A 23,782-nucleotide genomic window follows, 5' to 3' on the forward strand; every position below is an offset into this window, starting at 1 on the left:
ATCTGAGCTGGCGGTTTTATCTGGGCAAAAAATCGTAAAATATTTTCCTCATGACGGAAGTTCCGCCTGTGGATTCGGTGCTGAAATATGAAAGCCCGTTCGGCCCTTCGGTCTGCAGCAGCAGACTGCGACCGGGCTGCAAAGGGCGCGGATACAGATACCAGTTCGTACCAGCATCGAATGAAATATACACAGAGCCGTAGACTCCCGGGCTGATCAGGTAAATCCGGCCGCCCTGTTCCAGAATATAACATCCATCTCCCGAAACCTCATCTTTTATCTCCTGTTTTAATTCCAGACTTCCGGCGCCGTTTCTGAAGATCATTTTGCGGCCGTTGATCAGCCTAAAATTTACGAATTCCCTGACGGTGTCAGCAGTTTGCCCCATTGCCGGGACAGGACGCCGGTATATTTTTTCCTCGACTTTAAATTTCCACTCCCCTTTACTCCTGACCAGTAAGGGCTGGAAATAACGGGTGGTATTTACCGTATAATGATCATCATAGGTCCAGCTGCCGAGAGACACCGTGTCGTTCTTTGCAGAGAAATAATAATTGTTGTAATTGCTGTTATAATACAGGTCATCGGGAGTCTTTAACGAATCGGTCACCTTTCCGTTCCGCAGCAGATAATACGTTCCCTGTATGATTTGAGTCGCTTTTTTCTCCTGCTTTAATTCGTTTCTTGCATATCCGAGTGAGTAGTTCCGGTCCAAGAATTCGAATTCGGAAAACCCATATCCAGCAAACATTTTCCCGGTCTTTGCGGTCCTTTTCCAGGTCTTTCCTTCATCCCGGGACCGGTACATCTGTATCTGGGAGCGGAAAGTATTCTGGCAGTCGGAAAGCTGGATATTGAAATGTTTTTTACTGATACCTGAAGATACAGCATTCCATTGAACCTGTCGCTGTACAATTTAAAGCCGCGGATTTTTCTGCGGAAAAAACTGTTCTACCATACTAGCCGCCCTGTTCAGGACATCAAAAATATCCAAAGGACTACAGCAATCTAAAGTCAGGAGCCGGCGGCCACTTTTCGGTTCCTGTAATTCCTCAAACGACTTAATCCCCAGGAAAGCAGTTCCCGCGGGCAGGCGATATTGATCCTGATAAAACCTTCGCCTGACTCTCCGTACATGGTTCCGGGATTGAGCCACAGTTTTTCTTCGTCGAGCAATATTTTTGTCAGTCCGGCTGAATCTTCATTTAAAGCGCTGCAGTCGAGCCAAACCAGATACGTCGCCTGCAGCGGAATGACCAGGACTTCAGGCAGATATTCAGTGCAAAACTGCTGCAGATACTCAAAGTTTCCGGCCAGATAATCCTTCAGCTCTTCCAGCCACGCTCTTCCATTGGTATAGGCGGCGATCAGCGCTTCGGCAGCAAGAGGATTCGGATAAGCCGTTTCCTGCATCTCCAGCGTTTTGCGTATCCGCTCCAGCACCTGAAGATCGGGACTGATGCTGTAGGCGATGGGTAAGGACGCCAGGTTAAATGTTTTGCACGGGGAACCGCAAGTGATGTGCCTTAGGGCATAACCTTCAGCCGCCCCTACAAACGGATGATGCTGATGCCCTTTCAGCACCAGATCCGCGTGAATTTCGTCTGAAACGACCATTACTTCATGTCTTGAACATATTTCGGCTATTTTTTCCAGCTCCTTCTTTTGCCAGGCCTTCCCTACGGGATTGTGGGGATTGCAGAGCAACAGCAGTTTGGTGCCGGGATCTGCGGCTTTGGTTTCCAAATCCTCAAAATCTATTTTGTAGTCGCCGTTTTCAAAGATCAGGTTGTTTTTAACCAGGTGCATGCCGCAATTTTCAATGACCGTGAAAAAATGGTTGTAGACAGGAGGCTGGATGATCATGCTTTCCCCAGGCTTCAGAAAAGTCCTCACAATGGCAGACAGGGTTGGGATCATTCCGGGCCCGGCCAGGATCCATTCTCTTCTGACGGTAAAGTGATGGACATCCCGCCACCAACCGATTATGGACTCATAGAAATTTTCCGGAATACTTCCGTATCCGAACAGGCCCCCGGAAACCTTATTGATCAGTGCTTCTGTAATTTCTGGTGCAGTGCGGAAATCCATATCCGCGACCCACATCGGCAGCACCTCCGGATCTTGGGCAAGATCCCATTTCACGGAATCGGTGCCTCTCCGATCAATTATCTCATCGAAATCATATTTTTCAGCCATTGTATTTATTTTTGATCCAGATATTTCCTGAGGTCAGAGATCCTTTTGATATGCAGGTCATCAGCCTGTTTCCTGCGCATCATCAAAGCGTAGGAATTATTGAATCCAAGGGGTTTCAACCATTTGATTCCATACTGTTTCAGGAATTCTGCATTTACATAACCGTAAGTAGTTCCGGCGCTTTGTGTTACCGCTGAGACGGTTTTCGGGTCAGGCTGCAGTAAAACCAGAAGTCCGGTTCCGGTATATTCAGGATAAAAATCGATGGCATCATTCATCAGGGCATCAAAACAGATCTTCGTGCCGCCCAAGCCTGTTTTTGTTTCGACCCGGTAGCCGGTGTAGCCTTCGATAAGCATTTTATATATCTCCGCAAGGATGTACTGTTCCCCGAAGATCTTTGACCCAATTCTCACGGTTCCGGCGTTTCCGTTCTGCGGATCCCTGTATAATTTAGTGGTCACTAGGAAATCCTTTGCAATTCTATGGGGCGTCTGATGGAGATGATCTGATCTGTAATTGAGGTCTGTCATCAGCGAATCACTGAATTTCCCGGCCAGGAGATCGAGCGTTTTTTCGAGGTCAGGAAATTTCTGCAGGGTCTTTGTCTTTATGATGGGTGCTGCATAATAAGGAGGAAATATTTTTCTGTCATCTTCCAGCACATACAAATCAAAGGCCCTGATCCTGCCGTCGGTAGAATAGCCGCTGATCAGATCCAGGTCGCCTTCAAAAGCTGCTTTGTACATGACCGCATCATTCACCACCTCCGGATGCACGTTTAGGCCATAAACAGAACGAAGGCCGAGATCTCCGTCCTGTCTTCCCATAAATTCCGGGGTAAAACCGGCTTTGAGTTTATTCTCGGATCCGGTCTTGAACCAATACCCCGCACCGATCACAACCAGTATCACGGGAAAAATGACCCATAATCTCCGGAGCTGCTGATATCTGATCTTTTGAAAAACAGCGATAAGTTTATCCAGCAACACCGCCAATAACGCGGCCGGGATTGCTCCCGCCAGAATCATATTGGTATTGTTGAGTGAGATTCCGCCAAAAATAAATTCTCCCAAACCGCCTGCCGCCACAAATGAAGCCAGCGTTGCCACCCCAACATTGATAACTGCCGCAGTGCGTATTCCCGCAATGATTACCGGCATGGCCAAAGGAATTTTCACTTTGAAGAGCAGCTGTTTCCGGTTCATTCCCATGGCCTCAGCGGCTTCAATCACCGCCGGATCCACCCCGGTAATTCCCGTATAGGTGTTCCTGATAATCGGAAGAAGCGCGTAGATCAACAGGGCAACAATTGCCGGCGTGGCGCCAATTCCGAAAACCGGGATCATAAAACCCAGCAAAGCGATGCTCGGAACGGTCTGTAAAATTCCTGCAATGCCCAATACGGTGCCTGACAGTTTTCTTTTCCGTGCAATGAGAATTCCAAGGGGTACCCCTACGATAATTGCCAGAAGCAATGACAGAAAAGTCAGCCCAAGATGCTGGGTGATCTGGGTGAGTAATTTTTCGTGCTGGTCTGCCACGAACTGCCAAAAACCCTGCTGTGTCATACGGCCTGTAATTTTCTGTAACGGTTGAATGCCTGAACCATCTGTTCGTAAGGAGCAGTATTGACCTGATCTGCGCTTAATTTCTGGATAACTGTCCAAATACTGGAGTCTTCGGGAAAATCCATTTCAAAACCGAGTAGGAAAGGCAACACGTCTTTTACGACCGTGACCTTATATTCCAACAAGAGCCGGTTCGCCGCAAAAAAATCCCTGACAAAATCATTTTCCGGGCGGTAGAGCATTTCTTTTAAGGTTCCGGTCTGTATGATCTTTCCCTTATCCATCAGACAGATGCGGTGGCCCAGTTCAAAAGCCTCCTGAACATCGTGCGTAACCAGAACAGTCGTTTTATTCTTCAGTTCTTCCAAAGATTTGAATTCTGCATGAATGCCGGCTTTGGTAATATTGTCCAGCGCGCCAAAAGGTTCATCCATTAACAGGACGGGAGGATTGGAGATCAACGCCCTTGCGATCCCTACCCTTTGCTGCTGACCGCCGCTTAATTCATTCGGAAAGCGGGAAAGGAGATGGGTGGAAAGATGGAGTTTGCTTAAAAGTTCTTCCGTACGGTCTTCGGTTTTCTTCCTGTCCCATTTCAGCAGCCTCGGAACCGTCGCAATATTTTCCCTGACTGTGTAATGGGGAAACAGGCCGGAATTCTGCATGACAAAGCCGATCCCCATTCTTAATTCTTCCGGTTTCCGGTCACGGATATTTTTTCCGTCGATCAGAATATTTCCGGAATCGGCTTCAATAAGCCGGTTGATCATTTTCAGGGTCGTTGTTTTTCCACAGCCGCTTGTTCCCAGAAGCACCAGAATTTCCGCATCATTTGCCTGAAAGGAAATATCATCCACTGCCGGCCTTCCGCCAAAACTCTTCGAAACCGATTCTACTGTGATCATGGAATATTATTTAGCCAGGCGTATTCCTGTGAACTGCCACTGCAGGCCGGTCGGGAAAAAATTCCGGTACGTATTCCTGCTATGGCCAATCGGCGTGGCTACAGAGGCGCCGCGAAGAACAGTCTGGTTGACCATGAATTTTCCGTTGTATTCGCCAACCGCACCTGCTTCTTTTTTGAATCCCGGATACGGCAGATAGGCAGAATTGGTCCATTCCCACCTTTTTCCCCAATTAAAATGCGGGGAGGCCACCTCCCACTCTGCTTCGGTTGGCAGGCGCATCTCCTTCCAGGAAGCAAAAGCTGAAGCTTCAAAGAAATTAATGTGACAGAGTGGTTCATCGGGATTCATTTCCTGCAAACCGTTCAAGGTATATTGCATCCACTTTCCATTGATAAAATGCCAGTACAAAGGAGATTTGGCCTGGTTCTGTTTGACCCAGTCCCAGCCTTCGGCATGCCAGTGCCTGAAATCGGAATAGCCTTTCGATTCCATAAATTCCAGATATTCTCCGTTGGTCACGAGCTGATCCGAGATCTGGAAATCATTCAGATACACCTTATGTCTTCCCAGTTCGTTATCAAAACAGAAGCCCTCCCCTTCAAAACCGATCTCATAGACGCCTTCGGAAAACCCAATCATTTCTGCCTGTTTCCTGAGGTTATTTTCGTTTACGCTCTCCTTTTTATAAGCAGGAAAAAGCGGATTATGGCCGAGAATATATTTGATATCCGTCAGTAAGAGTTCCTGATGCTGCTGCTCGTGATTCAGGCCTAACTCCAGCAAAGACTGAATGCGTTCATTCATCAGATCGCTCTGAAGAAAATCCCGCATATTTTCATCCACATATTTTCGGTACCGGTAAATATCAGAGACAGAAGGACGGCTCAGGTTTCCTCTGTCAGTACGGATTACCCGCGCGCCTACCGTTTCGTAATAACTGTTGAAGACAAAATTATACTGGTCATTAAAGACCTCGTAACCCGGAAAAAAAGGCAGCAGAATAAACGTTTCGAAAAACCAGGTGGTATGCCCCAAATGCCATTTGGGAGGGCTTACATCAACAATGGGCTGCACTACGTAATCCTCGATTTCCAATGGTCTGCAAATCTCAACGGAATGGTCGCGGACAGCTGAAAACCGCTGTCCCCAGTCCTGATAAGTTTCAGATTTCTGCATTACTGAATTTGATTTCATATTCATCATTTTAATTATACCTGCCATACAGAATCTACAAACCAGTTTTTAGAATCTGCTATCTGTGAACGGATCTGAAACCCGGCACTCTTTGCCATTTCCATAATCTGTCCGGGAGAGAATTTCTGAGAGACTTCCATATCGATCAACTCATTTTCACCAAAAGCAATCTCCTCATCACCTATACGGACGACCTGCGCAGTGAGGCTCACGAGATAACTCCGGCACGCCCCTGAGACCGGATCGTAGGTCTGGTAATGCTGAAACTGATCCAGATTAAAATCCGCATCCAGTTCATTGTTCATCCTCGAAAGCAGATTGAGGTTGAAGGCGGCTGTGATACCGGCCGCATCGTTATAGGCATTAAGCACTGTATGCGGATTCTTCATTAAATCGAAACCGATTACAAACAAATCACCCGGATTCAGCCGTCTTCTGACTTCCCGGCAGAAATTGTTTGCTTCTCCGATCTCCATATTCCCAATATTCCCTCCCAGGAAAAACACCACTTTTCTTCGGACTGAGAGTCCGGCAGCTTTATCCAGCATACTGAAGTATTCGCCTTCCAATGGCACCACTTTTAATTCGGGCATCTTATTCTGAAGTTCTTCATTCAGAACCGAAAGAATGTTTCCCGAAATATCGACCGGAATATAGGTGAAATCCGTTTCGCGTTCAACAAGATACTGTAAAAGGTAGACGGACTTCATGCCGTCACCTGCACCCAGTTCTATGAGGTCAAAAGCGCTATCCTTATAAAAGACCGCTTCTGCAATCTCCCCTGTTCTGTTCCTGAAAACATCCAGTTCGCAGGCGGTGAGATAATATTCAGGCATCTGCATGATCTGCTGAAACAGCTGATCCCCTTCCTTATCATAAAAATATTTTGAAAACAGCCTTTTCGGCGAACTTTTTAAACCGTTCAACACATCGGCCCGAAAATTATCAATTAATGGAGTACTGATCTGAGCATCTGCAGATTGCGATAAATTCATATTTCTTACCTTTAATTCGACTTAATACAACTTTCCTGCCGCCACCGGCGTTACTTTCCCATAAAAGTATGTGGTTTAACAATACTATGCAATATAAAAATGCGTTTTATTTTGAGTTTGATGAAGGATGCTGGACGAGGATGTTCAATTTTTATCATAAACATTAAAAAAACAGATGATGACAAAAAGCACCCTGATGGAAATGAATAATGTGGGGATCGTTGTAGCATCCCTGGACAAAGCCATTTCATTTTTCAAGGAAATCGGCCTGACCCTGGAAGGACGCGGACGGGTTGAAGGTGAATGGGCAGGACGTGTAACCGGACTCGGCGACCAGTCGGTGGAAGTAGCGATGATGGTTACACCAGACGGACACAGCCGGCTTGAACTTTCACAGTTCATCACTCCGCCTGTGGTATCCGACCACAGAACCGCACCCGTTAACGCACTGGGTTATCTCAGGGTGATGTTCCGGGTGGATCACCTTGACGAACTCTTGCCAAGACTTCTGAAGCACGGTGCGGAGATGGTCGGCGAAGTGGTGAATTACGAGAACATTTACCGGCTTTGCTATATCCGCGGGCCAGAAGGACTTCTTATAGGGTTAGCCGAACAACTCGGCACCAAAACGCAGCAGGATGTTCTGGAAAATCCTGAAAACGAAAGGCTCTGAAAGGTCTGCAAAAACGGTCAGACGGTTTCGTCCGCAGGTTTGTAGGACAGAATTACTGCACCGCTCGTGAATGTTTGTGTCCTGATGAGGGTAAGAGCCGTCCTGGTGCGGATATTTTCAAACAGCAGCAACCCATTTCCTGCAATCAGCGGGTGAACACAGATCTGGTATTCATCGATCAGGCGAAGTTCCGCAAGCTGGCTCATTAAACTCCGGCTGCCGATAAAAATGTCTTTGCCGGGCTGCCGCTTTAATTCCTTCACCGTTTCTCCCAGCGGCCGGTCAGCAATTTGCGCACTGGCCCAGCCGGTATCCGTAAGTTCATGCGAAAAGACCAGTTTGGGTATCTGATCCATCGCCACTGCAAATTCGTCCATTGACGGATTTCCCGAGGGGTTTATGAGCAGCATCTGCCAGTACTGCATCAGTTCATAAGTGATTCTGCCGTACAGGATCACCCCTGCATTCCTCAACAGTTGCGAATAATGCTGATGAATCTCTTCGTCCGGCGATATTGCGGTATGATCGCAGTATCCATCCAGGGTCATGTTGATGGCCACAATAACCTTTCTCATGTCGGTATGTTCGCCTGACTGTTTTCTGTTGTCTGCCATGCTGTGATATTTTAGTACAATAAAATTAATCATTTTTTTAAACAGACTGTATTTTGGTGATGAGCTGTTAAGTTGCGGGGTGCGAGGAAAGAGAGCAAAAGGCAAATGGTACACTTCGGTTTCGCTCAGTGTATGGAATTTAAATATATTATTATGCTAATATTAAAGTAAGCAGCCTAACCTCTTAGTTATTATTTTTTGGAAATTCCGGGGATAAACGGTTTTTTCTCGATCAGCATCTTGAGCACCGCGACCCAAACCGTAGAAAGCAAAAGCGACAGACAGGTGATTCCAAGACCCGATTTATAAAGGCTGAATTCAATAATCCCGGTTTTGTAAGCAATGGAGAGCGCCAGGATCCCGAACTCCCCGGTCTGGGAGAGCAGTGCCCCTCCGTACCAGCTGTCCTTCCAGCTGTATTTAAGCAGCCGGAAGATGATGGCAGACATCAGGCTGTTGCTGACCAGGACAAAAAAGGTCCCGACAAGAATGATTTCCCAATGCGAATACAGGTAGGCAATATCGAGCCTCAACCCAATGGACACAAAGAAAAGGGTAACAAAAAAAACCTTGAAGGGCAGCAGGGAATGTTCGAGCCAGTGAAACAGCCTGACCCTGCCTACAATGACACCGGCGATGAAGCTGCCAAACGCGCTGGTTAAACCGATGCTTTCCGCAAGCAGACCGAAGCCCAGACAGATAAACAGGCCTGTAAAGACCTGGAGGTCGTGGTCATTTTCAATATTCCGGAAAAATGCCGGCAGCCTGATCTCCTGGGTATTCCTTATTTTTCTGAGCACCATGAAAATAGCGATACAGCCGATCACCGGAAATACCATATTCATGAAACTGAGATCCGGAGTATTCAAAGCTTTCAGCAATGCCAGCGCGGGCGCAAGAAGCAGGTCCTGGAAGATGAGCATATTCAGGATCATGATTCCGAAGGCTGTTTTCAAAGTATGGTGTTTCTTTAAAAACTCGCTGACAACAGCAGTACTGTTAAATACGAAAAGTATCGCCACAAGGATGATGCTGTTGGCGGAAAGTCCGGTGAGCTGCCCCACTAAAATAGCACATCCTATACTCAGGATTATTTTCATGCCTTGGGCGATCACCGGCTTGATCAGTAAGCTCCGGTTATCCGGAACATTGATTTCCATTCCGAGAAAGAACATGAGGATCAGAATCCCGATTTCACCCACGACCTCTATGTCATGCGGCTGTACAAAAACTGCCGAACCATAAGGTCCGAGCACAATGCCGGCGATAATATAAGCGATGAGGTAAGGCTGGTTGAATTTCTTCAGCAGAAACATGATTCCCAGTGTCGTAAGGCACAAAATACAGATCGACCACAACAATTCATTCATAGCACGCTCTTTTAAAAACTGAAGTTACCACAATCATTTCGAATATCAAGAAAAAATGGTTTTCCTGATCAGGAAAACCATTTTTGGCAGGTGCGTTCACCATTACTGAATCTCGATCAACCGCGGAGCCTGTTTTTTAACCTCCTCGGTTTTCGGGATCATCAGTTTTAAAACGCCGTTTTTGTATCTGGCTTCGATGTGTTCCTCGTCCACCACATTTTTTGCGAGTTCGAAGCTGCGCTGGAACGCCTGATAGCTGAATTCTTTACGGGTGTACCGGTCATTACTCTCTTCCTTCTGGTCATTTCTGGAAGAAGAGATCGTGAGGAGATTGCCGTCGAGGGTAATCCGAAAATCCTCTTTCTCCATTCCTGGTGCTGCGACTTCCACTTCAAAACTTTCCGGATTTTCTTTAATGTTTACAGACGGAAGGGTACTGTAAGCGGAAGAAAAATTGTTGCTGCCCCAGTTAAAAAGTTCGCGGCTGAATAAGTCATCGAACAGGGTACCTGGATTTGCAGGGAGCAAACTGCCATTGTTTCTTTTTACGAGTGACATAACTTAAACGGTTTTAAATGGTTAAACAATAATTTAATGATCACATTTCAGAATTTACAAACAATATACCAGGACTTAAACTGGAAAAAATGACATTCTGCACGTGAAAAACTGTCAGAAATGTGACAGATCATTCGAAGCGTTGCGGGTGTAAGAAGAGCGTCTTCTTTAGGGTTCTGGTATCGAACGTATTACCGACGGCGTCACCCAGACTGACCTCAATTGATTGCATTCCCGGAATACACGTCAGCATCTGACGCATCCCCGGTCTACATTCGGTCCATCAAAAATAAATTAACATCATGGACAAAATCACTTTACAAAGGACAGAAAAACTTCATCCCCTTGTACGCGGAGAAGTAAAACAGATTATTGAGGCATGCAACGCTGCACTAAACGGCCGCGCTAAAGTAAGGGTCACCCAGGGACTAAGGACTTTGGCTGAACAGTCGGCAATTTATGCCATGGGCAGAACCCAACCGGGCAAAAAAGTCACCAATGCCGGCCCCGGACAGAGCATTCACAATTATGGACTTGCGGTGGATATCTGCCTGATCATTGACGGTAAAGCAGCCAGCTGGGATACCGCAAAAGACTGGGATCAGGACCAGGTAGCCGACTGGAATGAATGTGTGAAAATATTCGCCCGCTACGGTTGGGACTGGGGCGGGAACTGGAAGAAATTCAAAGATCTCCCCCACTTTGAAAAAAGGATGATTACATTCGGAAATTCCCAGGTACGGTGCACGTGGAGGGTTCTGTCAAAAATGGCAAAAGATAAAGCCGGCTATGTAAAAGGATAATGTGCCGCTCTTCTGACTGCGGAAAAAAATGAAACTTTGAAATACCATCCAGATCACGACAGCTTCTGTCGCAGCCTCCTTCTACATTTGTCCCATCACTAAAAACAACAGCAATGAAAAAAATAAGCATCCTTTCACTGGACGGCGGCGGGATCCGAGGGATCATCTCCTGCATTATCCTGCGGTATATTGAAGAACAGCTGCAACAGCAGGATCGAAGTGATGCCAAACTGGGAGACTATTTCGATCTCGTAGCCGGGAGCAGTACGGGAGCGCTCATCGCTTCTATTATCCTTTGTCCGGATGAAAACCGCAAAGCAAAATATTCGATACAGAAAGGACTTGAACTTTACTCAGAAAAAGGAGGCAGCATTTTTCAGGTTTCATTCTGGGGAAAACTGATCAATCCTTTCGGACTCTTCAATGAGAAAATTTCTGAAGCGCATCTGGAAAACAATCTTCACGAATTCTTCGGAAAGCTGGAGCTGAAAGATTTCATCAAGCCCTGCCTCATTACCAGTTACGACATCGAGAACCGAAGGGCCAAACTCTTCAATTCGGCAAATGCCAAAGAAAGTACCGATAATTTCCTGGTCCGGGATATCTGCCGGGCTACCTCGGCGGCACCTACCTACTTTACACCGGCACGCATCAAATCGCTGTATGGACAATATTTCAGCCTTATTGACGGAGGCGTATTTGCGAACAATCCGGCGCTTTGTGCCTATGCGGAGGCCAGGAAAATGCCCTTTGCCGAGCTTCTCAGGAGCAACTTGAAAGTTGACTATCCGGGAGTCAACGACATGATGATCCTGTCCATTGGGACCGGGGCTGAATCCAGACCTTATTCCTACGCCAAACTTGCAGGGGCGGGAAAAATTGGCTGGGTATCCCCCATCATTGATATGCTGATGTCGGCCAATGCGGAAACGGTGGATTATCAGCTGGAGCAGATGTTCGGGACCTTGGGAAACAGGAACCAGAAGAATTATTACCGCCTGAATCCTTCGCTGAAAAACGCTTCCTCTGCAATGGACAATGTGAAGAAAGCAAATATTGAAGCGCTTATTCAGGCAGGGTTATGCTTTGTTGATGACCATAAGGGATTACTGAATCAAATTGTACAGAAACTGATCCGAAACAAATTATAGACTGCAGGTAAACATTTTATAAGCATATAAATGAATACCTATATTTATAAGCCATTGTGCTTATACACGTAAGGAGTGGGCTCCGTAAAAACCACTGAAGATTACTGATTAAACAGGAAATCCCTATTTATTAAAATAAAAAAGATTCATGTTTTAAATGCGACGGTTTCTGTCGCTTCTACTCTATAGTTTTGCTTCAGAACAAACAACACAAAAATACCAAGATGAAAATGGATTTCAAAAATTAAGGTGGACATCCGAGCCGGACACCACCTTAAAAAATAAAGGCTAAAATGAACCTCCCTGCAACAAGAGTTTCAAAAACTTAACATCTATAACAGACAAATTTACAAAAAATGACCACAAATACCCAACCCTCACAAACATTATTCAGATTTGTGAGCTTAAGAAGTCCGCAGCTTTCCGATGATCAAGGACAGGACAAAAGATTTATTTTTGCTCCAGACCAGCTCCGAAGCACCCATTTTTACCAGCATGTCCTGAGCCACCCCGGCGAAACCAAAAGTGTTTTATTAAAAAATTATGCAGTAACATATGAACAGTCCGGAGAATGCATCAGAACCCAAAACGAACTGCAAACCAACTACCCAGTTCTGTATGAATTTGCGACGTGGGTGGCCCGAAACAGAACAGATTACAATGATGATGAGCTAAGGGAAAAGGCTGACCAGCTGAGAAGGAGCTTTCCGCCTGACCAACCGGAGGTACATCTGCTGCTCTGGAACAATCTGATTTACCAGGCCGTTACCCAAAAAAACTTTTATATTAAAGAAACGGTTATGCACATGCTTCTTGCGCTGCAAATTGCCCTTCATATTGACCAGCCAGATCTTCGTACAGCCGCTCATGCAAGAGTGGTACTGCCAAGAGACCTGATGATGGATGATGATGGTGTTTTGCCGATCGGCCTTGCCTCAAGACTTCCCGCAGAAAACACAGGCAGCCGGTCCTACCCATCTGAAAGTATGGTGAAGCAGCAGAAAGTTGCTGAAGCCAAAGCCCTTCTGAGCCGGTATGAGAAACTGGAAAAAGATCTTTATTTAACCGAAAAAAAATACCGTAAAGCATATCAGCAGGAATACCAAGCTCAAAAAGATCAGCATCAGGCCGAAATCCAGCCCATTATTGAGCAGTACCAGCAGGATATTGAAAATGAAAGAATTAAGTACTGCGGAGTCAGAAATCCCGAAATCCCTTATCATCCTGAAGACCCGTGCAATCAGCCGGCTGAAATTCCGTTTCCGAACCTTCCTGATTTTGCATTTGAATTCAGGCCAGAAGTTGAAGGAAGTGATTTGGAAAGTTCACTGCCTGCTCAAAGCGTTGAGACCATCCTGCAACTGCTCGGTCATGACTTCTCAGGTGGAGAAATACCCGGCGGAGAAGTGATCAATCAGCTCCTGGCTGGAAGAGATTCTTTCACCGAAATGCATGCACTTATCAAAGAAGGAAGGGATCTCGCTGGCAGGATTATTTCCGAACATACCGACGACAATGCGGATACTTTTACGAGTATTGGAGGGGTGCTGCTTCCGGTCTCCAGGATTGAAACGGTTCCCTTTATGTATCAGCTGTGCTCAAAAACAATCGTCAGGATGACAAGCATCGACCTCTCCCTGGATGTTCCCGACGCTTCCTGGGATGTTATCGGTGCGGCATATACCGCAAATTTAAATAGCGGGGCGCTCTCCGGTACCTACTTTGTGAAAAACAGGGTTGGCAACAGGATCTTCCTTAACAATTTATTTGCAACAGCTGCCACCGACGGCGCTTACTTTCCCCAGACAGGAAGTTTTACGATTGATATTCAACTGACTTTCTCAAACGGGAAGACCACTTCATTTAATGTACCCATCGACAGCCTGAAACTGTGCTATTCATCGTCCTTTGAATTTACCTATGAGACGGAAGATCCGGCCAGCGAACCCGAGGATGCGTTTATTCCATCAGGATTTGGTTTCCGGCAAATCGGTATTGCCGATTATCTGAAAGTCGAGCAAAGTACACATGCATATGTAGAGGGTGAAGTGGCTCATATTGAGAATGTGATGGCCCGCGAATACCGGGAGAAATCTACGAGAAGGCTGCGAAGAAGTGAGAATACAACCACTTCCTCTTCTGATACTGAGAGAGAAACACTCACCGACACCACAAGCAGTACCCGCTTTGAAATGCAGTCGGAAATCGCGAAGATGCTGCAGGAGGCCACCGATGTGAGCACTTATGGAAACTTCGGATTAACCTGGGGTACAAAACCAGCCAGTTACAGCATGAATGTAGGGGCAACTTACGCCCACCACTCCTCGAAGGAAGAAAGCATCAGACAGGCGGTGACCCAGGCTCAGGAAATCACTGCACGGGCACTGGACCGTGTCGTGACCAAAGTTCATGAAGAAAGAACGGTAAAAATCATTGAAGAGTTTGAAGAGAATAACCGCCACGGCTTCGACAATACCAAAGGGAACAAACACGTGGTAGGCGTATTCCGATGGGTAGATCAACTCATGAAAAACCAGATTTATAACTACGGGAAACGCATGATGTTCGAATTCATGGTTCCGCAGCCTGCCAAACTTCACACTTTGGGTATGACAATGGATCAATCTGCCCATCAGACCACGTTAGTAAAACCGGCAGATCCGCGTGAATCTTTAACCATGCCGATGAAAGATTATTCGGCCCTGGAAAATGAAGCCGTTTTAAAATACTGGTCGGGTAAATATAATGTGGAGCTGGATCAAAAGCCTGAGAATGAAATAAGGGTTACCAAATCGATAAGCGTAAGCAACGGGGAAATTGCTTCAGAAATGACTGCAAAATCTGATTCCATTGATGTTCCGGAAGGCTATACTACCAGCGGCGGCTGGCTGAATATAAGCCATTTCTTTCACCCGGACCGGTTTGAATGGACGCACATCAGCGCAACGGTAGGCGACTTTTACAGACTGATTGGAAGTCCATGGTCCCATATTGTAATGGATCAGTCTATTACGTTTAAAAAGAAATATTCAGACAAGGTAGGTTTCGCTTTCGAGAGCAGTGACAGTGCCGGAGTGACCATGAGTGTATCACTGGACTGCACGATTACACCGGAATTGAAGAACCTGTGGCTTCAAAAAACCTTCCATGCAATAATCAGCGCTTACGAAGATGCCCTGGCCGAATACACCAGCAAACTGGCGGAGGAGCAGGCCACCGGTATAGAGATCAAGGGAAGCAATCCCGGTTTTTACAGACAGATCGAAAACATGATGCTCCGCAAAAACTGCATCTCGTATATGATTGACCGGACGACAGATTCTACACACGGGTACGGGATGTCGGGACTCACTGCAGGCAGTGCGTTCACCGATTATGAAACGCAGCTCACGGCAAGACTGGATCAGTATACCGCCTTCCTGAAATTCATGGAGCAGGCTTTTGAATGGGAAAACCTTTCCTACAATCTGTACCCGTATTACTGGGCGAACAGAACGGAATGGGTGAATCTTTATCAGGCTGAAGACACCGATCCCCTTTTCAGGGCTTTCCTGCAAAGCGGTATGGCGCGGGTAATTGTCACGGTTCGTCCGGGATTCGAAAATGCGGTACAGCTGTACCTTGCTACCGGAAAAATATGGAACGGCGGGGAAATACCGGTAATCGGTGATGAACTGTATCTTTCTCTTGTGGATGAATTGAGAGCACCAAAAGGAGAAAAGCAGGGCAAAGCGTGGATCACCCGCCTTCCTACCCCGCTGACGATTTTACAGGCAGACAGCATCGGGCTTACCGTGGAACATGCACTTCCGTTTACAGATGAAAATCCGGATGAGTTCGAAATCCCTTCGGAAGTGATTACCGAAAGTCATTTTGAGCTGGAGACGGATGTACTTCTGGAAACTGGAAACGGAACCGCAGACCGGATTGCGTTATCGGGAGATCAGCTGGCATTATATTCAGGAAATGAACTGCTTTCCACTCTTCCTATCGGTGATTTGGTGAATGCAGAGCGCCAGGCAGACAATCTCGTATTGCAGGATGATCGTATTATGCTGAAGTTTCACGATGAAGAGATTGCCAGTATTCCTCTTGAAGAACTCAAGGCAAGGATGGGAATATAAAACACCCTTCAACATTAGGCAGAGCATACTGCTCTGCCTTTTTAACTTTAAAATAAATACGACAATGCAAACCATATATTTTGAGGAGAAAGATGCAGCGAAACCCACCCGCTACACCTCCCCCTCTTTTTTTAAACCGAACGCAACAAACCGGATGGGAAAAGATATCCGTGGCATGAAGGGTGTGAGCCCACTCGTAACTCAAAAATTTTACAACCAGGCATCCGACGATCTCCTCAGTAAATATTTTCCGGATAGGGAGCACATACAGAAGGGCAACAGTAATCTCATACTGGATGCCGTGGATGAAACCAAAAACGGTTACGTTTTTCAACGGAGTGATTTTTTTTCGGACAAGAACAGGGATGGCAAAATCAATGCGGATGAAGAATTAGCTTTCAAGCTGTTGTTATTCGTTTCAACAGATGGCAACAAAGTGAAAGAATGTTATGAAGTGGTGAAGCCTGCCGATGACGAAATTATCCTTTTCCTGGAAACTGATTCGGATTCTTTGAGTGGACAAAAACTATTTGGCAGAATCTCGCAGAAAATAAGAAAGACTTATGTAGATACATCTACGGGAAAATTATACAGTACCTTCTTTGACGGCGATATCATAGAAACGGTTCAAAAATATTTGAGTACGGCAAGTAAACCGATTATTGAAGAGCTTTTAGTGACCGGATATATTGCTGATAAAAGTATTACAGCAGATTTTTTTTCAGGACTTAGATATCTGCTTATGGCATTATCGGCACCGGGAAAGGCTTTAGGATGGGTCGTAAATAAGCTCGGAGAAGAATTTGATTCCTTAAAAATACCGGATGAATTTTGGGATACTGAAAATGAGAACTATTCCTTCAAAAAAGAAAACATAATAGAAAACCTAAGCATCCCACCAGACCAGCTGGCTATCCTGAAAAATCTTTTTACAGATAAAAGCGGATTTAATTTAGCAGACATAACCCCGAAAATGCTGGACGATATTATCCTCAACCAGATTGCGGTCATAGAATCTTTTGTCGGGAAATATAACAGCTATGTAAAAACCGAGATCGAGGATATTTTCAAAACAGTAGAGCTGCCAGAGATGGAAAAGGCAACCGATGATATTGCCCAAGCAATCGCTCTAATCTGTGGGGTCTGGAACGGACTGGTAGATTTTGTCTCTTCTGCTTTAAAATTTATCGGAAGCCTTCTGGAAGCTCCGTTTGACATCAGCAAAGATGTTCAGCATACCTTGGAGATGATAGACAATTTTTGGGATATTTTGAGAGACGGCGTGCTTTGGAAGAACCTGAAAAATGCTATAAATGTAGGGATGAAAGAAATGGCAGCATATCTGAAAGACAAACCCACCGGCGATATCAATTGGGTGCGGGTATATTACGTTGGCGGTTTTACCATTTCATTTGCAGCCACATTTTTTATTCCCGTTGCAAATGCTGCTAAAATATCTAACTTAGGAAAAGTTGGAGAAATTTTGGCGGAAATACAAAATAGTTTATTCCAAACTGCTAAATTTGTAAAGCTTCAAACTGCAGAAGCCTATCAAAAAGCTATCAGAGCATTACAGGAACTTTTAGAAATGTTTGCTAAAGGCGGACCACAGCTAAAGAACTTTGTAGATGATGTCTTGAAGAAATTAGTTGATTGGTTTTTAAAGAATAAGAAATCCGTTGAAGGTTGGGCAAATAAAATAAAACAATATTTATCTAAAGATGAAAAAACAGAAGAATTCTTTAGAAAAATTGATAAAAAGTTTAATCCAGTAGGAGAAGAAATTTTATCAGCTAATAAATTGAAAAATCTAAGACGTCTATTAAAAGAGACCTTTGATGTTACCATACAATTTGTAGATCAAAATCCTGCATTAAGGGCAAAACTAAAAGATTGGACAGCAAGAAGAGTAGCAGGTTCTTTTAATATGGTAGAAGGAGTAATGTATTTGCGGAAAAGCGTAACAGCTTATACGGCACAACACGAAATGTATCATTTGAAATTATGGTATAAAATGACTAAAGAATTTCCAGAATTACGGCCACTTTTTGAAAAAACTTTAGGTTTTGAAAATCGATTATTTCACGAAGAATATGTTTTAGCACAGTTTATGAAAAATCCAAGTAAGTGGAAAGAAGCGGATTTATTAAATGACTTAGCAGAGATAAATAGATTAAGAGAATTAAAAGATTTAAATAAAGTAGATTTAGAATATTTTAAAAATTGGAATTTAGAACAAGAATTATTAAAATTTAATTAAAATGGAAAAGGAAAAAATATTATTAGAAAAGTCAAAAAAATTTCTACAAGATGTCAATCGTCAATATTTTGAAAATACTTTCAAAATCTATGCTCCCCAAAAAGTAAAAGATTTAAATATTGATAAGTTTAATTTTGAAGTTTGGGAAACGATTGTCAATGTTCCAGATGAGCAGTTTGGTGGGCAAAGTCCATACTTTATTTTCTTCCGGAATGATACATTAGAGCCTTTTATGTTTCATGATAGTGGTGCAGAAGGAAGAACTCCTAATTTGGAAATCCTACAAAAGAATGGAAAATATGAGATAGGTGATGAATGGAAAGGATAAATAAGTAATATTAAGCAGTCAGAAATGACTGCTTTTTTCGTATAAATTTTCAAAGTTCAAACTACCGAAGCTTATCAAACAATAAGCAAAGCATTGATGAACTTATTTGACCTCATTAAAGCGGGCGGACAAAAGCTAAAGAACTTTGTAGATGAAATCTGGAAGAAAATAGCGGATTGGTTTGTGAAGAATAGTAAATTAGTGAGAAAAATTGCTAATGTTACTAATGAGGACGATTTATTAAAATTAGCAAAGGCTAATAGGATAAAAGTTTTGGCAGAAGAACTTCAGACCGTTATCAAGCTTACAGGCGGTAAAAAAGATTTGGTGGAAGGTATTTTATTTTCTTTATTATGAATAAATAATTGAATTATTTAAATAGCAAAATAAATATTATGAATTTAAAAGAATTTAGTTATGACTCAATAAAATTTGGAATTGGGTTTCCTTTTTATGGAGGATATTGGGCGAATGATTTAGAAAAAATTATTAAATCAACTATTCAGCCCGATAAATTTGAAAGAATAGATAAGAGTGTAACCTGGAATTATTCAGAAATTGATTTTAATATTGAAAAAGAGAATATTAAATTTAAATTAGAAATTAATGAATATGACGACATTTCATTAATTCTTCTAAATGAAGACATTGAAGAATCCAAGCAAAAACTTCGGGATTGGGCAACAATAATTGCTACGGAAGTTGAAAAATTGAAAAAATAAAAATAGGAGCAGTCAGAAATGGCTGCTTTTTTCGTATAAATTTGTCAAAGTTCAGATCGCAGAAGCTTATCCAAAAGCAAGCAAAGCATTGATGGAATTATTTAAATATTAAAAGAAAAATAAAATTGTGCCATCGGAGATGAATTTGTAATAGAAACAGATGAAACAATAAAAGGAACAGCCCGATTAAAGGAAAAATTAAAAATAAAATAGTTATGAATATAGAGTATATGACTCAAGTAAAAGAAAATCCCGTTTTAGAAGGATTTAAGAACAGAAGTTTTTCTTTAGATAAAATAAAGCAAATTGAACAAAAATTTAACCACGGAAAAGAATTCCCCAAAGCATTTAGAGAGTTTTTGTTTTTAGCAGGAGATTTCAACAATATTGCCTTTGACGGTATTGACGGAATCGAAGAACTCCAAGAATATGCTAAGGAAGATTTAGAAAAAACAAAACAAAAAGTAGATAAACCTTTTTTTGCTTTTCATGTTTATGATGGTCTATATAGTGTGATTTTTTTGGACGAAACCAATGAAGATCCAAAAGTTTATATGATTGACCCTTTTGAAGCATTAGAAGGAAGTACATTAATTAGCATTCCTAAAGGTGGTTTTAAAGAAAATTACACATTTACGGAACTCGTTAATGAAAGCATACGAAGAATAAAGGATAATATTTCTTTTTAATTTTAACCGCTTCAAACGAAGCGGTTCTTTTATTTTAAACAATAAAAAAGGTCAACACAGTAGCAGAAATTGGTGCAGAAATTGCAAGAGGAGTATCCATTTTATCAAGAATTTTAAGTGGGCGGGGAAATAAAAACAGTTGATGAACTCATTGATTGATTTTTTAGGAAAGCATCCCAAAGTGTAATGGCGGAAGATTTGGAAAAGGAAGGAGTTGACGTAAAAAATATTCTTGTAAATGATGGTTTTTAATTTTAAAATATAACAAAAATGGATAAATATTATTTAATGATTCCAATATATGAATTATACTCAATACAGGAATTAGACGAAGTGACTTTCGATAGGTCGGTTGCAGAATACTTGAAAGACCAAAGAAGTCTGAAAGACCGTAAAAAGATATATTCTGCTTTAGAATGGGCAAAAGAAAACCCAAATTATGATTTTAAAGATATTATGAAAGACGCTCCTGTTTCTCATGAACTTTCTTTCTCAAATTCAGAAATATCTGACTATTTGATGTCTTTTAAAACCTTTATGGAAAATAAAGATTTTAAATTACTAACAGAAGATAGACCTATAAAAGAGCCTAAAGATTTTTTATAATTTTAAAGCAGTCAGAAATGGCTGCTTTTTTCGTATAAATTTGTAAAAGTTCAAACTGCAGAAGCCTATCAAAAAGCTATCAGAGCATTACAGGAACTTTTAGAAATGTTTGCTAAAGGCGGACAAAAGCTAAAGAACTTTGTAGATGATATCTGGAAGAAAATAGCTGATTGGTTTTTGAAGAATAAGGAAATAGTAAAAGGTTGGATTGATAGAATTAAAAAAGCATTTTCGAAAGATAGTAAAACGGATGAATTATTTCGAGATATTTCCAAGAAATTTATAGTAAATAATAATGGAGTTCTTTCAAAAACTCAGTTTCTAAAGATTGCAACACAAATAGAAAAGCATTTTGGAACAAAATTACATTGGATTGATAGAAATAGTTATGAATTTAGAGAGCTATTTAAAAAATGGCAAGAAGAACCTATATTTGCGGTATTTCATAGTTCAACTTTTAAAAACGGAAGGTATGGAATTGTGTTGGATGGTCCTGCTATTTATTTTTTTGAAGGAATTCATAAATTTGGAAATAAAATTTCTATAACAGCATACACTCTGCAACATGAGTTAATTCACTTAAAACTTTGGTATAAGATGACAAAAGAGTTTCCTGAACTTATTGGTTTATATAGAAAAATACCTAGGTGGTTGGATGAAGCCAATGTAATAGGTGAGATTTTAAAACAAAATGCTCAAAAATTTGGTAAATGGGATTTAATAGATATTGAAAACGATTTGACAATACTAAATAATATGTTGAGAAAAAATCCATTATTTAAGAAAGAAGCCCAAAGAATATTAGGTAAAGAGCAATTACAATTAAAAGATTTTGAAAACTGGGACTTAAGAAAATTTTTAGAAAAATTATAATTATGAAATATACAAAAGAACAAGTAAATAGTATGATTAAGCAGATGCTTAAAGACAGAAAGAGACTTTATTTCGAACATATGCCTTTTGATATTCAGTTTTTAAATGATGTAAAACCGTTGTTTAGAAATGATACAATAAAAAACGCTTGGGAAGTAGTTGTATTTGTTCAGGAGGATCAATTTCCAGATAAGGAAGAATATTCCATTATTTCTATGGTTCTCAATGATGACACAGGAGATATTGAAAGCTATGCAGATATGTCTTGCGGTCGTCCTGTTCCTATGAAAGCAAAATTGAAGAATGGTAAATATGAATTTGAAATGATTCAATAGTTTTTTAAGCAGTCTACTGACTGCTTTTTTCTTATAAATTTGTCAAAATCCAAACTGCGGAAGCTTATCAAACAATAAGCAAAGCATGGATGAACCTTTTGAGCTCATTAAAGTGGGCGGACAAAAGCTAAAAAATTTTGTAGATGATGTCTGGAAGAAAATTGCAGATTGGTTTTTGAAATTAGTAAATTAGTAAGAAAAATTGCTAATGTTACTAATGAGGCCGATTTATTAAAATGAGCAAAGGCTAATAGAATAAAAGTTTTGGCAGAATAACTTCAGACCATTATCAAGCTTACAGGCGGTAAAAAAAGATTTGGTGGAAGGTATTTTATTCTTTATTATGAATAAATAATTGAATTATTTAAATAGCAAAATAAATATTATGAATTTAAAAGAATTTAGTTATGATTCAATAAAATTTGGAATTGGGTTTCCTTTTTATGGAGGATATTGGGCGAATGATTTAGAAAAAATTATTAAATCAACTATTCAGCCCGATAAACTTGAAAGAATAGATAAGAGTGTAACCTGGAATTATTCAGAAATTGATTTTAATATTGAAAAAGAGAATATTAAATTTAAATTAGAAATTAATAAATATGACGACATTTCATTAATTCTTCTAAATGAAGACATTGAAGAATCCAAGCAAAAACTTCGGGATTGGGCAACAATAATTGCTAGGGAAGTAGAAAAATTGAAAAAATAAAAATATAAGCAGTCGAAAATGGCTGCTTTTTCTTTATAAATTTGTCCAGGTTCAAACTGCGGAAGCTTATCAAAAAGCAAGCAGAGCATTGATGGAATTATTTAAAGTTGGTAAAGAGTTTACAGACGCAGGTTTTTTTTCTACAACATATACTGAAAAAGCTTTATTGAGATGGATGAGGAATAATCCGGAGGACAATGTATTGTGTAAAGTCTATGGTAAAAATGGTAAATTGATAGAAAAAGCTTCTGCCATTATTATAGAAAGTGAAATTTTGTTGAAGTCAAATACTACCTTTATTGTTGAGGGTATTAAACCAATTCCAAATCCAGTTGATAAAACTAAAAAGGTATTAGAAATCATATTAAAAGAAAAATAAAATTGTGCCATCGGAGACGAATTTGTAATAGAAACACGAAACATCTTCAAAACCTGTGGAAGCTGCAAACGGGAATTTGTAATGCTGGAAGATTACCTCCGTACCCTAGGCAAAAAAGTGAAAATTGTAGTATTTTCTGATGAAACAATAAAAGGAACAGCCCGATTAAAGGAAAAATTAAAAATAAAATAGTTATGAATATAGAGTATATGACTCAAGTAAAAGAAAATCCCGTTTTAGAAGGATTTAAGAACAGAAGTTTTTCTTTAGATAAAATAAAGCAAATTGAACAAAAATTTAACCACGGAAAAGAATTCCCCAAAGCATTTAGAGAGTTTTTGTTTTTAGCAGGAGATTTCAACAATATTGCCTTTGACGGTATTGACGGAATCGAAGAACTCCAAGAATATGCTAAGGAAGATTTAGAAAAAACAAAACAAAAAGTAGATAAACCTTTTTTTTGCTTTTCATGTTTATGATGGTCTATATAGTGTGATTTTTTTGGACGAAACCAATGAAGATCCAAAAGTTTATATGATTGACCCTTTTGAAGCATTAGAAGGAAGTACATTAATTAGCATTCCTAAAGGTGGTTTTAAAGAAAATTACACGTTTACGGAACTCGTTAATGAAAGCATACGAAGAATAAAGGATAATATTTCTTTTTAATTTTAACCGCTTCAAACGAAGCGGTTCTTTTATTTTAAACAATAAAAAA

General features: G+C 41.5%; 24 protein-coding genes. 15 read left to right on the forward strand and 9 right to left on the reverse strand.

Annotation, left to right across the window (positions count from 1 at the left end; translation table 11 throughout):
* Positions 1 to 16: 16 nt before the first annotated feature.
* The 6 genes from FUA25_RS03585 to FUA25_RS03610 form a co-directional block, all read right to left on the reverse strand.
* A complete protein-coding gene (locus FUA25_RS03585; protein WP_147755512.1) occupies positions 17 to 808 on the reverse strand; it encodes a hypothetical protein in 792 nt (263 codons plus the stop codon).
* Between the two features lie 206 nt (positions 809 to 1,014).
* On the reverse strand, positions 1,015 to 2,199 hold the full coding sequence (locus tag FUA25_RS03590) for a MalY/PatB family protein (protein ID WP_147755513.1): 1,185 nt from the start codon (positions 2,197 to 2,199) through the stop codon (positions 1,015 to 1,017).
* Positions 2,200 to 2,204: 5 nt separating this feature from the next.
* A complete protein-coding gene (locus FUA25_RS03595; RefSeq protein WP_147755514.1) occupies positions 2,205 to 3,770 on the reverse strand; it encodes an ABC transporter permease/substrate-binding protein in 1,566 nt (521 codons plus the stop codon).
* Positions 3,767 to 4,675 (reverse strand): ABC transporter ATP-binding protein, encoded by a 909-nt coding sequence (locus FUA25_RS03600; protein WP_147755515.1) that lies wholly within the window; start codon positions 4,673 to 4,675, stop codon positions 3,767 to 3,769. Before FUA25_RS03600 ends, FUA25_RS03595 begins: the two co-directional genes overlap by 4 nt.
* A gap of 6 nt (positions 4,676 to 4,681) precedes the next feature.
* Positions 4,682 to 5,872, reverse strand: coding sequence for an ergothioneine biosynthesis protein EgtB (gene egtB, locus FUA25_RS03605; protein ID WP_228411635.1), 1,191 nt, complete (start codon positions 5,870 to 5,872; stop codon positions 4,682 to 4,684).
* A 14-nt stretch (positions 5,873 to 5,886) separates the two neighbouring features.
* A complete protein-coding gene (locus FUA25_RS03610; RefSeq protein ID WP_147755516.1) occupies positions 5,887 to 6,867 on the reverse strand; it encodes an L-histidine N(alpha)-methyltransferase in 981 nt (326 codons plus the stop codon).
* A 175-nt stretch (positions 6,868 to 7,042) separates the two neighbouring features.
* Between FUA25_RS03610 and FUA25_RS03615 the strand changes: the two genes are divergently transcribed.
* Positions 7,043 to 7,540, forward strand: a complete 498-nt coding sequence (locus FUA25_RS03615; RefSeq protein ID WP_228411636.1) for a VOC family protein — start codon at positions 7,043 to 7,045, stop codon at positions 7,538 to 7,540.
* Positions 7,541 to 7,557: 17 nt separating this feature from the next.
* On the opposite strand, the gene FUA25_RS03620 is transcribed toward FUA25_RS03615, so the two are convergent.
* From FUA25_RS03620 to FUA25_RS03630, 3 genes are all read right to left on the reverse strand, one after another.
* A complete protein-coding gene (locus FUA25_RS03620) occupies positions 7,558 to 8,154 on the reverse strand; it encodes a dihydrofolate reductase family protein (protein WP_228411637.1) in 597 nt (198 codons plus the stop codon).
* Positions 8,155 to 8,345: 191 nt separating this feature from the next.
* On the reverse strand, positions 8,346 to 9,524 hold the full coding sequence (locus FUA25_RS03625) for a cation:proton antiporter (RefSeq protein ID WP_147755517.1): 1,179 nt from the start codon (positions 9,522 to 9,524) through the stop codon (positions 8,346 to 8,348).
* A 102-nt stretch (positions 9,525 to 9,626) separates the two neighbouring features.
* The gene (locus tag FUA25_RS03630) at positions 9,627 to 10,082 is read right to left on the reverse strand and encodes an Hsp20/alpha crystallin family protein (protein ID WP_147755518.1); all 456 of its coding nucleotides are present in this window, start codon (positions 10,080 to 10,082) and stop codon (positions 9,627 to 9,629) included.
* Positions 10,083 to 10,384: 302 nt separating this feature from the next.
* Here FUA25_RS03630 and FUA25_RS03635 point away from each other — a divergent pair, with 302 nt between their 5' ends.
* The 14 genes from FUA25_RS03635 to FUA25_RS03700 all read left to right on the forward strand — a co-directional run bounded on the left by FUA25_RS03635 (position 10,385) and on the right by FUA25_RS03700 (position 23,543).
* Entirely contained in the window at positions 10,385 to 10,885 is a 501-nt protein-coding gene (locus FUA25_RS03635) for a M15 family metallopeptidase (RefSeq protein ID WP_147755519.1), read from the forward strand.
* Between the two features lie 113 nt (positions 10,886 to 10,998).
* Positions 10,999 to 12,036, forward strand: coding sequence for a patatin-like phospholipase family protein (locus FUA25_RS03640; RefSeq protein ID WP_147755520.1), 1,038 nt, complete (start codon positions 10,999 to 11,001; stop codon positions 12,034 to 12,036).
* Positions 12,037 to 12,392: 356 nt separating this feature from the next.
* A complete protein-coding gene (locus FUA25_RS03645; RefSeq protein ID WP_147755521.1) occupies positions 12,393 to 16,160 on the forward strand; it encodes an ATP synthase F0 subunit B in 3,768 nt (1,255 codons plus the stop codon).
* A 64-nt stretch (positions 16,161 to 16,224) separates the two neighbouring features.
* Positions 16,225 to 18,420: a zincin-like metallopeptidase toxin domain-containing protein gene (locus FUA25_RS03650; protein WP_185146646.1), complete on the forward strand. Its 2,196-nt coding sequence runs from the start codon at positions 16,225 to 16,227 to the stop codon at positions 18,418 to 18,420.
* A gap of 1 nt (position 18,421) precedes the next feature.
* Positions 18,422 to 18,748 (forward strand): hypothetical protein, encoded by a 327-nt coding sequence (locus tag FUA25_RS03655; protein ID WP_147755523.1) that lies wholly within the window; start codon positions 18,422 to 18,424, stop codon positions 18,746 to 18,748.
* 96 nt (positions 18,749 to 18,844) lie between these two features.
* Complete coding sequence (locus FUA25_RS03660; protein WP_147755524.1) at positions 18,845 to 19,105, forward strand: hypothetical protein; 261 nt, start codon at positions 18,845 to 18,847, stop codon at positions 19,103 to 19,105.
* Positions 19,106 to 19,143: 38 nt separating this feature from the next.
* Complete coding sequence (locus FUA25_RS03665) at positions 19,144 to 19,470, forward strand: hypothetical protein (protein WP_147755525.1); 327 nt, start codon at positions 19,144 to 19,146, stop codon at positions 19,468 to 19,470.
* Between the two features lie 215 nt (positions 19,471 to 19,685).
* Entirely contained in the window at positions 19,686 to 20,159 is a 474-nt protein-coding gene (locus FUA25_RS03670) for an SMI1/KNR4 family protein (RefSeq protein ID WP_147755526.1), read from the forward strand.
* A 270-nt stretch (positions 20,160 to 20,429) separates the two neighbouring features.
* Complete coding sequence (locus tag FUA25_RS03675) at positions 20,430 to 20,765, forward strand: hypothetical protein (RefSeq protein WP_147755527.1); 336 nt, start codon at positions 20,430 to 20,432, stop codon at positions 20,763 to 20,765.
* Between the two features lie 105 nt (positions 20,766 to 20,870).
* Positions 20,871 to 21,638 (forward strand): hypothetical protein, encoded by a 768-nt coding sequence (locus FUA25_RS03680; protein WP_147755528.1) that lies wholly within the window; start codon positions 20,871 to 20,873, stop codon positions 21,636 to 21,638.
* A gap of 2 nt (positions 21,639 to 21,640) precedes the next feature.
* Positions 21,641 to 21,973: a hypothetical protein gene (locus FUA25_RS03685; RefSeq protein ID WP_147755529.1), complete on the forward strand. Its 333-nt coding sequence runs from the start codon at positions 21,641 to 21,643 to the stop codon at positions 21,971 to 21,973.
* 385 nt (positions 21,974 to 22,358) lie between these two features.
* Positions 22,359 to 22,685, forward strand: coding sequence for a hypothetical protein (locus FUA25_RS03690; RefSeq protein WP_147755530.1), 327 nt, complete (start codon positions 22,359 to 22,361; stop codon positions 22,683 to 22,685).
* A 91-nt stretch (positions 22,686 to 22,776) separates the two neighbouring features.
* Positions 22,777 to 23,064, forward strand: coding sequence for an ADP-ribosyltransferase (locus tag FUA25_RS03695; protein WP_147755531.1), 288 nt, complete (start codon positions 22,777 to 22,779; stop codon positions 23,062 to 23,064).
* Between the two features lie 194 nt (positions 23,065 to 23,258).
* Positions 23,259 to 23,543, forward strand: a complete 285-nt coding sequence (locus FUA25_RS03700) for a hypothetical protein (protein ID WP_147755532.1) — start codon at positions 23,259 to 23,261, stop codon at positions 23,541 to 23,543.
* The last annotated feature ends 239 nt before the right edge of the window (positions 23,544 to 23,782 follow it).

The sequence above is a fragment of the Chryseobacterium sp. genome (assembly GCF_008014695.1).
Classification (GTDB): domain Bacteria; phylum Bacteroidota; class Bacteroidia; order Flavobacteriales; family Weeksellaceae; genus Kaistella.

Excerpts from the sequence above, each read along its gene's own strand:
- FUA25_RS03585 (WP_147755512.1), bottom strand. The coding sequence starts at position 808 with ATGTACCGGTCCCGGGATGAAGGAAAGACCTGGAAAAGGACCGCAAAG.
- FUA25_RS03590 (WP_147755513.1), bottom strand. The coding sequence starts at position 2,199 with ATGGCTGAAAAATATGATTTCGATGAGATAATTGATCGGAGAGGCACC.
- FUA25_RS03595 (WP_147755514.1), bottom strand. The coding sequence starts at position 3,770 with ATGACACAGCAGGGTTTTTGGCAGTTCGTGGCAGACCAGCACGAAAAA.
- FUA25_RS03600 (WP_147755515.1), bottom strand. The coding sequence starts at position 4,675 with ATGATCACAGTAGAATCGGTTTCGAAGAGTTTTGGCGGAAGGCCGGCA.
- egtB (WP_228411635.1), bottom strand. The coding sequence starts at position 5,872 with ATGAAATCAAATTCAGTAATGCAGAAATCTGAAACTTATCAGGACTGG.
- FUA25_RS03610 (WP_147755516.1), bottom strand. The coding sequence starts at position 6,867 with ATGAATTTATCGCAATCTGCAGATGCTCAGATCAGTACTCCATTAATT.
- FUA25_RS03615 (WP_228411636.1), top strand. The coding sequence starts at position 7,043 with ATGATGACAAAAAGCACCCTGATGGAAATGAATAATGTGGGGATCGTT.
- FUA25_RS03620 (WP_228411637.1), bottom strand. The coding sequence starts at position 8,154 with ATGGCAGACAACAGAAAACAGTCAGGCGAACATACCGACATGAGAAAG.
- FUA25_RS03625 (WP_147755517.1), bottom strand. The coding sequence starts at position 9,524 with ATGAATGAATTGTTGTGGTCGATCTGTATTTTGTGCCTTACGACACTG.
- FUA25_RS03630 (WP_147755518.1), bottom strand. The coding sequence starts at position 10,082 with ATGTCACTCGTAAAAAGAAACAATGGCAGTTTGCTCCCTGCAAATCCA.
- FUA25_RS03635 (WP_147755519.1), top strand. The coding sequence starts at position 10,385 with ATGGACAAAATCACTTTACAAAGGACAGAAAAACTTCATCCCCTTGTA.
- FUA25_RS03640 (WP_147755520.1), top strand. The coding sequence starts at position 10,999 with ATGAAAAAAATAAGCATCCTTTCACTGGACGGCGGCGGGATCCGAGGG.
- FUA25_RS03645 (WP_147755521.1), top strand. The coding sequence starts at position 12,393 with ATGACCACAAATACCCAACCCTCACAAACATTATTCAGATTTGTGAGC.
- FUA25_RS03650 (WP_185146646.1), top strand. The coding sequence starts at position 16,225 with ATGCAAACCATATATTTTGAGGAGAAAGATGCAGCGAAACCCACCCGC.
- FUA25_RS03655 (WP_147755523.1), top strand. The coding sequence starts at position 18,422 with ATGGAAAAGGAAAAAATATTATTAGAAAAGTCAAAAAAATTTCTACAA.
- FUA25_RS03660 (WP_147755524.1), top strand. The coding sequence starts at position 18,845 with ATGAACTTATTTGACCTCATTAAAGCGGGCGGACAAAAGCTAAAGAAC.
- FUA25_RS03665 (WP_147755525.1), top strand. The coding sequence starts at position 19,144 with ATGAATTTAAAAGAATTTAGTTATGACTCAATAAAATTTGGAATTGGG.
- FUA25_RS03670 (WP_147755526.1), top strand. The coding sequence starts at position 19,686 with ATGAATATAGAGTATATGACTCAAGTAAAAGAAAATCCCGTTTTAGAA.
- FUA25_RS03675 (WP_147755527.1), top strand. The coding sequence starts at position 20,430 with ATGGATAAATATTATTTAATGATTCCAATATATGAATTATACTCAATA.
- FUA25_RS03680 (WP_147755528.1), top strand. The coding sequence starts at position 20,871 with ATGTTTGCTAAAGGCGGACAAAAGCTAAAGAACTTTGTAGATGATATC.
- FUA25_RS03685 (WP_147755529.1), top strand. The coding sequence starts at position 21,641 with ATGAAATATACAAAAGAACAAGTAAATAGTATGATTAAGCAGATGCTT.
- FUA25_RS03690 (WP_147755530.1), top strand. The coding sequence starts at position 22,359 with ATGAATTTAAAAGAATTTAGTTATGATTCAATAAAATTTGGAATTGGG.
- FUA25_RS03695 (WP_147755531.1), top strand. The coding sequence starts at position 22,777 with ATGGAATTATTTAAAGTTGGTAAAGAGTTTACAGACGCAGGTTTTTTT.
- FUA25_RS03700 (WP_147755532.1), top strand. The coding sequence starts at position 23,259 with ATGAATATAGAGTATATGACTCAAGTAAAAGAAAATCCCGTTTTAGAA.